A 10,239-nucleotide genomic window follows, 5' to 3' on the forward strand; every position below is an offset into this window, starting at 1 on the left:
GCAACCACAACGAGCATGTCACCAAGCTTCAGATCGCCTGGCTGGCTCTCGCTAAGCGCAAGGCCCGTCAGCAAGACCTGCCAAGCTACGACTCGGAGCAGTTCGAGCATCTCGCTTCGACACTCAGCCAGGTTCTCTCCACCTCGGAGGCGTTCAGCCATCTGCCGGAGAAGCTCCGTGCTGCGGGGGTCGGCCTCGTGCACGAGCCGAACTTCCCGCGCGGGAAGATCGACGGGGCGGCCTTCATGCTGGGCGACAACCCCGTGATCGCGTTGTCTGGACGCGGAAAGCGCCTCGACAAGGTGCTGTTCACCCTGCTGCACGAGATCGCCCATGTCCTCAACGGCGACGTGAGCATAGGCGAGCCCCAGATCGACACCGGTCTCAGCGAGTCATCTGCCGGCGAAGCAGACGCTATGGAGCGTGCCGCCGATGAGCGAGCCGCGCGCCTGGTGTTCCCCCAGGGGCCGCTGGCCGAGCCCCCCGCGCAGGTCCGGCAAAAGTGGGTGGCTGAGGAGGCCGTCCGCCAGCAGGTGCACCCCATCGTTGTGATCGGGCGCCTGCAGAAGGACGGCAAAGTCGACTGGCGTTCCGCCCTGGTCAAGGGTGCCCCTACTGTTGAGAGGCAACTCGCCACGTGGTGAAGAGCGAGATATCACTTCTTTTAGAGAAGTGTGGGTTTCATGTTAAGTCTATTTTCGGTTCTTTCGATAAAGCCCCGCTTCTTGAGGATAGCAAGGAATTGGTAGTTGTTTCCGAGAAGCGGTGACTTATGAATTTCGCCTCGAGCTCTAGACCAATTCAATTTTTGCAACTTACGGTAGATGAGCACGAACTGTACGAATTATGGCTTCGGGGCGGGCTTGAGCCAACAAGTTCACAGAGGGCATCCGAAGACTCAGCGATTTTCTTTGTGAGTCCGGCTCCTTGGGCTTTTTGGGTCGCGGCGGGTTTAGCATTCAACGGTAAAGCATATCCTGTGATCGTATTTAAAAATTCCGTTCCGCTTGTAGAGTTCATGAAGCTTGATAATTCTACAAATTGCGTCTTGAGGCCGCCCATGTGGGAAGTTTTAAGAAGGCGGTTATTGATTCACAATCCTGGATTAGGAAAAGCGGTCGACTCCCTTTTAAGCAATCCAAGAATCGATCTTATTGGTTTGTAACATATAAACCTATGCGCTATTTTGGCCGCAGGCGTGTGTGGCAGGAGTTGCTTATTGCTTCTCTGTGGCGCGGATACGGATGACGGATGCTTTGCTGATCCCGCATTCCTCGGCGGTCTGGGCGATGCTGTACCCCGTCGCGGTACATCTGGACGATGCGCGCGCGCTTCTCGGCGGTGATCTTCTGCCGCCGGTTCCGGGTGCGGTCCCACTCGCGCAGCGTCTCGGTGGTCCATCCGCGGGTGTCTCCGATCCAGACATCCGGCTCGGGCTGTCCGGCGTCCTTGAAGCCCTGGCGGGTCATGCCCAGCAGTTCCGCGGCCTCGATGACGCCGAGCAGGCGGGAACTGGGATAGAATCAGGCATTGCGCCGTCCTTTCGGTGTCGCCCCCAGCCTCCTGTCCTGGCGCCTACTGCCAGATGGTCGGGGGCATTTCTCTGTCTAGGTCGTGGCCGGGCGTGCGGTGAGCAGGTCACACGCGGTCTCGTAGGCCCTCGTGGCCGCCTTGGCCATGACGTTCTGCATGCCCCCAAGGTTTTCCACGCGCCCCGCGGCGCGTGTGGCCGCTCCTGCGACCTCCAGCGCGGCTGTCTTGATGAGCTGTGGGTCACCGCATTGCGAGTCGATGAACAAACAGTAGGCAACCGAGCCCCTCGGCCAGGAGAGTGCGGTCATCACGATCTCGCCGCTGATTGCCGTCAGGAACTTAAAGAGCCAGCGCCTGCCTGCGGCCGGCCGTAACATAATGTCTGTTATGACTGTCGAAAATTTTTCTTGATCTCAGAGAGAGGCACAGATTCGATGTGCTCAACCACTCCAGGGAGTCCGGGATTGTGGAGTATTAGATTTTTCTCCAAATAATTTTTAGTGCTAGATTCCAGCTGCATAGCATGCTCATTTGAATATGCTGTTAGGTGAGGGATATGCATCGCAGGAACAGGGTTCTTGAATACAAGAATTGGATGTATCAAGTTGCCGGAAACGCATCCGATGCCGATCCAGAAAATCCAGGGCTGGGGTGTGAGGAGGTATACAATATCGACTTCCGTCGGAGCAGGTGATGTTAGGGGGGTGGTGTCGCCATTCATCCACCCTGAGTAGGTTGAGGTGAAATGGTCTGGCAGAAATATATACCCATAATTGTGACTGGTCATTTAATTAGGGCTTTCAGTGATGATCATGTCGAAACTTGAATCAGTTAGGGGGCCGAAAGAAAAACCCCCATACATTGCAATATTCTTGAAGCCGGAGGTTTCTAAAAGCTGACGCACCTCACTAGGGGTGAAGGCATGACTGGCGATGTGCTGAATTGTTCTACTTACGTACCCTGCGGGATCTACTGCATCGTAGAAAACTTCGCTTAGCGTGGGGCATGAGCGGGCTCTGTCTTCCGTGGATGGCTTGTTGAGGAACTTCCATCCTGTGACGAGGAGCCCGCTCGCCTCATCTCAGCGCGCCGCTGGTGACAAGAACCTCATGCCCCACAACACCTAGGGGGCGTGTCTGACGACACGCCCCCTAGGTATGCGGTAGGCCCCCGCGCCAACGGGGGCCTACCATGAGGTCTGTAGTAAATACCGAGACCAGTCTACCGCCGCGCCAACGGCCTGCAACTGGACCCGCCAGCGATCGGAACACCCTGGCGTCGGGATGCGAAGCCCCGTGAACCAACATCGCCAGCCGCTTGTGAGGCACTGCCTTCGCGGCCCCTCCCGGGTCAGAGCCGGTTCTTTTGCCGAGCGTGCAGCCAGGGGCCGTCACCGGGTCGAGCAATCCCCGGACAGCGAAGGAGTGCCAAGCCCTACAGCCGCCCTCGGGAGACAGCAGCCCTGCCCCGAGCGTGTGACCAGAGCTGCACGCACATGCCGCCACTGCACAGGAGTAACGCCCTGAGCCGTTGTCAGCCACCCCACGCACCCCTCACGGTGCGTGACCAACGGTGGCCAACCGATGCGACCGACCGACCGACCGGGCTGGTCCCGCACCACCGATTGACGATGCCTTGAACGTCCCCACCACACCCCGCCCGGGTGTCCTCGGGGCGTCCAAGGCATCGCCCTGCCCTCCGCTCCCTCCCTCCCTCCCAGGCTGGTCGGAGGTTGCGCTCGAGATCCCGAGCACAGCACGAAGGCAGCAAGGCGGAGGGCAGGGCCTCAAAGAACAGCACGAGCGAAGCGAGCTCCGTGTCCCTGTCCCTGCCGATCCCCTCAGGATCGAAAGAAGCTGCTCCCACTGTGCCCACACTCAGGCGAGCTTGCCGATTGTGACAGGGCGGCTCTGAGACGACGTTTTAACTCGCGAACCTGCCGGTGCTGCTCCACCAGCTCATCCTCCCGAACCTGCACCTGCTGGGTGCGTTGCGTCAGCTCTGCCTCGCGTTTCTCCAACAGCTGCCCACTCCGATTCAGTTGCTCTCGCTCCCGGGCCAAAACCTGATCCGTGTATGCCGACCGATCCGCCACCGCCGCCAGGACTCCCCACTGTTCGGCAGACAGCTCCCGAACCAACCCCGTCGCTGGACGCCGATCCATACTCACTCGAGCCCGAAACGCCTCGACCGCGAACCGGCCCAGCTGCTTGCCGACCGCGACCCGAGACCGTTCACTGAGTCGCCCATTTGTGGCCAGTTCCACGATTCGCCGCAACACCGGACCCGCCAGCTCCGGGTCCTCATCCAACGCCTCAGCGACCTGCTGCGGCTCCGGTTGCGACCACCGCTGCCGCACCCGCTCCACCACCTCCGGAGCCGATTGCCGCGTCACCACCTGCACCGGATCTCCCACCCGGGAAGCCGCCCGACGCTGCTCATACCCATACCTGCGACACCGCGCCGAGCAGTACACCGCCGGCCGACCACGACCCGCCCGCGGCTCCAGCCGTTCACCACACCACGCACACTTCTGCGAGTCCATGCCACCGATTTTAAAACGTCGTGATGAAAAAACCGAACCGCGCTCATCAATGATGCAAGAGGTGTGACGATCCAGGGCTTCGATCGACGAGGTCTGGTCCCGCACGAAAAACCGCGCAGACCACCCCTGCTCATGAAGCGGGCAAGGGGCGAGTGAATCACTGCCGCTCGGTACGCTGTGGCCTACAGGCCGAGGGCCGCCGCGCACCCTTGCTGGGGTCATCGCGCGACGATTCCCAGGCGCGAGGAGAGAGCCATGACGACACGACATATGAGTCGCCGCAAACCCCGGAAAAAGCCCACCGAGACCACACCGATCGACTGGAGTGCGGCCCAGAAGCGCGCCGAAGTCGCGATGCGCCGCTCCAAAGCCACGATCGATGCCGGCGAGTCTTTCGCCTCCCAGAAACCCGCAGAACGCAGTGGAGCACCCAGCAAGTACCGCGGCGGACGCACCAGCTGACCCTGAGACGTGAGCAGGGCCTTCACCTCTCCGCATGCGGCCCAGGAAGAGCCGCTATGCGAGCAGGGCTTCGTGTAGGAGATCAGACGTTTGGTCGTGGACTGCTGGAGAGAACGGGCGTAGACCAGTGGCGCTTCACCGCCCAGGATTGGCTGCTCAGTGATGCTGAGTGGGCTTAGGCCGGTCAGAGTTTTGCTGAGGAGATGGGCTCTGCGGAGCACCCGTGGGTGATGGTCCGTCACGGGGCCGACCATGTGCACGTGGTGGTATCTCGAGTCAGTGATGAGGGCGAGGTGTGGCACGGGCGCAACGATCGCCGGGCAGCTCAGAGTGCGTGCACTCAGCTGGAGGATCGGTTCGGGTTGGAGAAAGCTCCCCGGCGCAGCACGACACCGAAGAAGACCGTGGTGGCAGAGCGAGAGAACCACGGTATCGACGCGCTGAGGAACAGCAGGCGCTGGAGGATGCCCGCCAGGCACTGGCTCTGACGCGCAAGGCCAGCTTCCCGGGTTCCGCCAAGGCGCAGAGACTGCCGGCGAGCCGTGTCCAGCCAGCCCCGGATCGAGGGCCGGGACTTAGCAATCGAGAGCGCGGTATGGAGCGCTAGCTGTTGCTGGTCATGAGGTTGCTTACGTCGTGGTGCCTGTGGCGTAGGATGTAGTTTGTGGGAATTACGAGCATCGCAGTGACCAAGATCCGCCGCGCCTAGCGGCGGAGAGCTAACCGTTTAACGCTCCGCCGCTTCAGCACCTCATTCGCTGGGCGGTGTACTTGTGCTGCCCGGGTCACAGAACTAGTGCTCGGAGTAACTTCCCATGCCTGCTTATCGTGTTGGCCGTCACGAACTCGGCCAAAATTTCCTGACCGAACGCACGACGATCGACTCGATCGTCGAACTAGTTTCTCGCACAGATGGCCCGATCGTCGAAATCGGTTCGGGCGGTGGCGCATTGACCTTGCCCCTACAAAGACTGCGGCGGCCGATTACGGCTATCGAGATCGACTCAAGCTATGCGCTAAAGCTCCGGCGGCGCGTGAGTTCTAATACCACAGTCGTTAACACAGACTTCCTGCGCTATCGGCTGCCCCAAACTCCTTGCACCGTGGTGGGAAACTTGCCGTTTCATCACACAACTGCAATATTGCGGAGGGTCCTCCATGCCGACTACTGGACCGCTGCGGTCCTTATAGTGCAGTGGGAGGTTGCACGTCGGCGGGCGGCGGTCGGTGGTGCGACGATGATGACGGCGCAGTGGTGGCCCTGGTACGAGTTCGGTCTAGCAGGTCGTGTTCCCGCGTCTGCGTTCACACCACGTCCGGGAGTCGATGCAGGGATAATGACCATCGCTCGACGGCGGACCCCGCTCGTCGATCCTGCGCTTCGGCCCGTATACAGCAGGTTCGTCCATGCCGTCTTCACCGGTAAGGGGCACGGACTGCATCAGATCCTGCCTCGGGTGGCTGGTCGATCCGGCAGAACCGCAGTCAAGAAGTGGCTCGCTGACCAACAATTTCGGGGTACTCCACTGCCGCGTGACCTCTCAGCTAAACAGTGGTCCGAACTTTTCGCGGTCACCGGTCAAAGTGCTTGGTTTACTGAGCAGATACAGGGCGGGCGGCCACAATGACGCATACCAATGCCCCATTGTCGGTAGAAGGTCGGCGGCGACTCGTCGAGCGATGCGCGAACCGTCCGATCTCACACGTCGCGGCGGAGATGGGTGTTTCGAGGGCAACCGCTTCGAAGTGGGTGAACCGCTATCGCAGAGGCCGGCCAGGGCATCCTCGAAGCCAGAGAGCTGCACTCGGGGCGTTCCTTGGCCCAGCACTACAGCCCCCTCGCGATGGACCCGGCGCTGGTAGCTGCCCATGAGACGCTTGATCGCCTGGTCGACCGCGCCTTCGGGGCCGCGCAAACTCTGCGCTCGAACGATGACCGGGCGACACTGCTGTTCCAGCGCTACGCGGAACTCACCACCTAAGGACACCCCCAGGACACGCGGCACGGGGCAGTAAGTACTGCTATACCGCAATCGGTATAGCAGTACTTACTGCTTGTTGAGTTCCTGCTGGATGGCGGTGACGACGATCTCTCGGACGGTGGTGCCCTGCTGACTGGCACGGGTCTTCAGTTCGCGCCGCAGGGACTCCGGGACCTGGATGGTCAGGTGACGCAGCGGGTCGGACTCCTCGTGCTGCGGCAGGGCCTCCTTCATGGGCACCGCGGTTTCCCGAGTGCGGGGGGCCATGTTGTTGGCGGCGGTCTTCTTAGGCTTCATGGGTGGTGGCCTCCAGGATCTCGAGGGCTGCCTGCTGGTATCCGAAGAGCTCTCGCTCTGGTCGGGTACCGAAGGACTGACGGATGGCTTCACGGCGGGGGATCGCGGTCTCGAAGTGGCCGATGCCGTGCTCGTCGAGAACCTCGAGCGCGCTTCGGTAGGAACGGGTGCGTCCATCGACCTGGGTGAGCAAGACGTAGGAATCGACGGCCTGAGAGGAGACGGCCTCGGTGTCCCACACGCGGGACATGTCGATCGCACTCGGTGCGGTCGGGATGATCGCGGCCCGAGCGGTCTCGAGGGCGGCATCGATGCCGCGGGTGTCACCGGGGCCGGTGTCGATCAGCGTGAAGTCCGCCTTCTCGGAAGCTCTCCGCAGCTTGGCGACGTTGACTGCTTCCACCGCGAACGGCAGGGGTATTCCGTCTTCTTCAGCGCGCAGCGCCCATTCGGAGGCTGAGCCCTGGGGGTCGGCGTCCCAGACTTCTACGCTCCCGTACTCGGTGAGGGCGGTGGCCAGGAAGATCGCGGTGGTGGTCTTCCCTACGCCGCCCTTGGTGTTGGTGATGACCAGGCGCATGGTTGCATGCTACACGGTAAAAACCGTAAACGGTATTCCGGTAAAAACCGTCTATTGCGTGACGGCCGCTGTCATTCCTCCAGGCGGGCACGGTGCTTCTCCCAGATGCGCGCCAAAGCAGTCTCAGCGGGACGGGTGAACACGCGCTGCGGGCATACCTCCCAGTGGCAGAGCCAGTACGCATCTGTGGGTCCGGGCGTGGGTGCCAGGCGTGCAGTACCTGAGGAGTCCACTAGGAACCGAACGCGATGGGGCAGGCCGGTCAGCGGTTGGGCTTCGAAAGGAGCGTTTCTGCCAGAGCGGAAAGTCCACCACCGGATGGGTGCGGTGCAGCTCGAGCAGGTTGTGTCGCCATACTCGGTGTAGCCGCTGTGAATAGGTGCCGAGGGTGTGGGGAGGAAGTCGCCGAGCCGCATGTGATCGATGGACGAGGCGCTGGTTTGTTGACGAGCGCGGCAGCGGTTGCAGTAGTGCTCGCCGCGCATCGTGTAGTTGTTGATCTTAGTTCCGCAATGGGTACAGAGGGTGCTCACGGGTCTTGTCCTCGGGGTCGGCGAACAGCGTTTTTAGGGGGTACTGCCACCAGTCTTCCCTCCGATCGCGCCACAAACCCCATGGGAAGTTTTGTCACCTCCGTGTCGGAAAAATAGCTGTTCGGTAAATACCAATAACGGTGTTTACCGAAAGAGTGCTCCGACGGCATGGGCGGAGGAGTTCTCCAGGCGGGTCCGGGAGTGGTCGTAGCGGCGCGTGGTGCGCGGGTCGCGGTGGCCCAGGGAGTCTTGGAGGTGGTGCAGCGGTACGCCCAGCTCTAAGGCCAGGGTGGCGTGGGTGTGACGCAGCACATGGGGGGTCACGGGCTTGGTGGTCCCGGCATGAGAGGCCAGGCGCGTGAGGGTGCGAGCGGCGTCGTTGCGATCCCATGGGCGCCCGGTGGCGGTGGTGAAGATCAGCCGGTCGCGCTCATTGCCGCGGGCCAGCTCTGCTCCGGTGGTGCCGGTGAGGACGCGCAGCGTTTCGGCGGTATGACCGGGGAGATGGATCACTGCCTGAGCTCCGCCCTTACGGGTGACGGTCAGGTGGTCAGAGGTCAGACCGGAGCGGCCTGCGGTGAGCGCTTCGCTGATCCGCACCCCAGTGCTCAGCAGCAGATCCACCAGCGCGAGTGATCGCGGTGAGTGCTTCGCCGCAGCCTCGAGGAGATCCTCGGCCTCGCGGCGTGTCAGGGCTGCGGTGGTGGTGTGGTCGGGATCCACCACGGGGCGACGGACATGGGCGGCAGGGTTGGTTTCTGTCTGCTCCTCGGTGAGGGCATACCGGTAGAGCGCCGAGGCGGCGGCCAGCCGACGAGCGACGGTGGCCGGGGAGTCGCCAGCGGCTTGACGGGTCCGGGCGAACAGGTCGAGGTCCCGCCGGCGAGCAGTCAGTAGGTCGAGGCTGCGAGCGTCGAAGTGCTCGAGCAGGACGAGCGCATCGCGGCGGTAGGCCGTCCGTGTGTTCGCCGAGCTGTAGGAAGCCAGCCATGCGCCGAGCAACGGTCCGTAGCGTTGGGCGTTCGAGAGCGGTGAAAGAGCCGGTTCCAGGGGCGCTGTCATGGCCGCAGGCTAGCCGAATGCTGCCCTCATAATGTCCCTTATGAGGGGTTGCAGGGCGGTGCCCCACCTGCTGTGCGGGGGGGGCACCGCGAAGGAAGGATCAGACCCTCTGGTTGATCGTTCCTCCGGGGTTCTCGCGACCCCATCGGGTCGTGACGAACCGTCCGCTGGTTGCCGATCGCGTCACTGACCTCGTGTTCCCGGTCCCCGGACCGACCCGCTCGGTCGTGGTCGTCTTCGGCGATCGAGCGGCGTGCTTCGTGGTGACGAAGCGCCCCGTCTTCGCGCTGCGAGACACCGATCGTCGTCGTGCCATGTTCACCTCCTCGCGGCTGTTCGCACAGCCCCGTGTGGGGCCTATGTCTATTATATCACAGGTAAACATCACCCATAGGGTGATGCACTGATGTGCATTTGAAGTACACTAGGCTGTGCCCGTTCCGGAAGTGACTTCCCGGGGAGGGGCGGTTGGGTGCGCATCGAGTACGAGGACGACGAGCTACGGCGACTGGCCGAAGAGCCCCAGTTCGTCCACCCGCGTATCGGTAGAGACCTGACCAAGGCCTACCGCAAGGTGGTTGGCCAGATTGCGGCGGCCCAGGATGAACGAGACCTGCGGGAGCTGAAGAGCCGCCGCTTGGAGAAGCTCAAAGGGGACAGGGCTGGACAGCACTCGATGCGGGTGAACGACCAGTACCGACTCATCGCGCGCTTCGAGACGAAGGAACCTGGCCGGGTCACGGTGGTGGTCGAGCTGGTGGATTATCACCCCTGATTTTGTGCCCGAGGAGAGGAGATGAGCGATCGTGAGCGTTGCAGAGGCGTTCCCCGTCGGGGAGTACATCGAAGAAGAGCTGGAGGCACGGGGCTGGTCGCAGGCTGACTTCGCGGACATTCTGAAGCGCCCGGCGCAGTTCGTCTCCGAGATCATCAGCGGCAAGAAGGAGCTCACCCGTGAGTCGGCAGCACAGGTCGGCGCGGCGTTCGGTACGAGCCCGGAGCTGTGGCTGAACCTCCAGGACCGTTACCTGCTGTGGCAGCAGTCCATGGATGAGGGGCTCCAGAAGGGGCTCGACGACGTGCAACGGCGTGCCCGCCTCAACGATTGGGCGCCGATCACAGAGTTACGGCGGCGTGGAGCCATTCGGGGATCTTCGCTCGAGGAAGTGGAGGCCGAGATCATCGAGCTGTTCGAGGTGAGCAGCCTTGAGGAAAAACCTGTCTTCGGTGCAGCTGCCCGCCGCA

11 protein-coding genes and 2 pseudogenes are annotated in these 10,239 nt (G+C 62.2%); 9 read left to right on the forward strand and 4 right to left on the reverse strand.

Annotated features, from left to right (window positions below; genetic code table 11):
- On the forward strand, positions 1–644 hold a 644-nt coding region (locus M3E84_RS11725), incomplete at its 5' end, for an ImmA/IrrE family metallo-endopeptidase (protein ID WP_259896405.1).
- A 537-nt stretch (positions 645–1,181) separates the two neighbouring features.
- On the opposite strand, the gene M3E84_RS11730 is transcribed toward M3E84_RS11725, so the two are convergent.
- Positions 1,182–1,469 (reverse strand): hypothetical protein, encoded by a 288-nt coding sequence (locus M3E84_RS11730; protein WP_259896406.1) that lies wholly within the window; start codon positions 1,467–1,469, stop codon positions 1,182–1,184.
- 2,864 nt (positions 1,470–4,333) lie between these two features.
- Between M3E84_RS11730 and M3E84_RS11735 the strand changes: the two genes are divergently transcribed.
- From M3E84_RS11735 to M3E84_RS11750, 5 genes and pseudogenes are all read left to right on the forward strand, one after another.
- Entirely contained in the window at positions 4,334–4,540 is a 207-nt protein-coding gene (locus M3E84_RS11735) for a hypothetical protein (protein ID WP_259896407.1), read from the forward strand.
- A gap of 194 nt (positions 4,541–4,734) precedes the next feature.
- A pseudogene (locus tag M3E84_RS12535) lies at positions 4,735–5,028 on the forward strand (relaxase/mobilization nuclease domain-containing protein); the annotation flags it as partial.
- Between the two features lie 327 nt (positions 5,029–5,355).
- Positions 5,356–6,168, forward strand: coding sequence for a 23S rRNA (adenine(2058)-N(6))-methyltransferase Erm(46) (gene erm(46) / locus M3E84_RS11740; RefSeq protein ID WP_259896408.1), 813 nt, complete (start codon positions 5,356–5,358; stop codon positions 6,166–6,168).
- Positions 6,165–6,322: pseudogene (locus M3E84_RS11745) on the forward strand (helix-turn-helix domain-containing protein); the annotation flags it as partial. The gene erm(46) and the pseudogene M3E84_RS11745, both read left to right, overlap by 4 nt.
- Positions 6,323–6,357: 35 nt before the next feature.
- Positions 6,358–6,522: a type IIL restriction-modification enzyme MmeI gene (locus M3E84_RS11750; protein WP_259896417.1), complete on the forward strand. Its 165-nt coding sequence runs from the start codon at positions 6,358–6,360 to the stop codon at positions 6,520–6,522.
- Between the two features lie 66 nt (positions 6,523–6,588).
- Here the strand turns inward: M3E84_RS11750 and M3E84_RS11755 are convergent, their stop codons facing one another.
- From M3E84_RS11755 to M3E84_RS11765, 3 genes are all read right to left on the reverse strand, one after another.
- Positions 6,589–6,819, reverse strand: a complete 231-nt coding sequence (locus tag M3E84_RS11755; protein WP_259896409.1) for a hypothetical protein — start codon at positions 6,817–6,819, stop codon at positions 6,589–6,591.
- Positions 6,809–7,399, reverse strand: a complete 591-nt coding sequence (locus M3E84_RS11760) for a ParA family protein (RefSeq protein ID WP_259896410.1) — start codon at positions 7,397–7,399, stop codon at positions 6,809–6,811. Before M3E84_RS11760 ends, M3E84_RS11755 begins: the two co-directional genes overlap by 11 nt.
- A gap of 677 nt (positions 7,400–8,076) precedes the next feature.
- Positions 8,077–8,994: a tyrosine-type recombinase/integrase gene (locus M3E84_RS11765; protein WP_259896411.1), complete on the reverse strand. Its 918-nt coding sequence runs from the start codon at positions 8,992–8,994 to the stop codon at positions 8,077–8,079.
- A gap of 152 nt (positions 8,995–9,146) precedes the next feature.
- Between M3E84_RS11765 and M3E84_RS11770 the strand changes: the two genes are divergently transcribed.
- From M3E84_RS11770 to M3E84_RS11780, 3 genes are all read left to right on the forward strand, one after another.
- The gene (locus tag M3E84_RS11770) at positions 9,147–9,401 is read left to right on the forward strand and encodes a hypothetical protein (RefSeq protein WP_259896412.1); all 255 of its coding nucleotides are present in this window, start codon (positions 9,147–9,149) and stop codon (positions 9,399–9,401) included.
- A gap of 65 nt (positions 9,402–9,466) precedes the next feature.
- Positions 9,467–9,769 (forward strand): type II toxin-antitoxin system RelE/ParE family toxin, encoded by a 303-nt coding sequence (locus M3E84_RS11775; protein WP_259896414.1) that lies wholly within the window; start codon positions 9,467–9,469, stop codon positions 9,767–9,769.
- Positions 9,770–9,800: 31 nt separating this feature from the next.
- The coding region (locus M3E84_RS11780) for a HigA family addiction module antitoxin (RefSeq protein WP_259896415.1) at positions 9,801–10,239 on the forward strand (439 nt) is incomplete at its 3' end.

It is taken from the genome of Kocuria sp. p3-SID1428, from assembly GCF_025149945.1.
Taxonomy (GTDB): domain Bacteria; phylum Actinomycetota; class Actinomycetes; order Actinomycetales; family Micrococcaceae; genus Kocuria.

Excerpts from the sequence above, each read along its gene's own strand:
- M3E84_RS11735 (WP_259896407.1), top strand. The coding sequence starts at position 4,334 with ATGACGACACGACATATGAGTCGCCGCAAACCCCGGAAAAAGCCCACC.
- M3E84_RS11765 (WP_259896411.1), bottom strand. The coding sequence starts at position 8,994 with ATGACAGCGCCCCTGGAACCGGCTCTTTCACCGCTCTCGAACGCCCAA.
- M3E84_RS11730 (WP_259896406.1), bottom strand. The coding sequence starts at position 1,469 with ATGACCCGCCAGGGCTTCAAGGACGCCGGACAGCCCGAGCCGGATGTC.
- M3E84_RS11760 (WP_259896410.1), bottom strand. The coding sequence starts at position 7,399 with ATGCGCCTGGTCATCACCAACACCAAGGGCGGCGTAGGGAAGACCACC.
- M3E84_RS11755 (WP_259896409.1), bottom strand. The coding sequence starts at position 6,819 with ATGAAGCCTAAGAAGACCGCCGCCAACAACATGGCCCCCCGCACTCGG.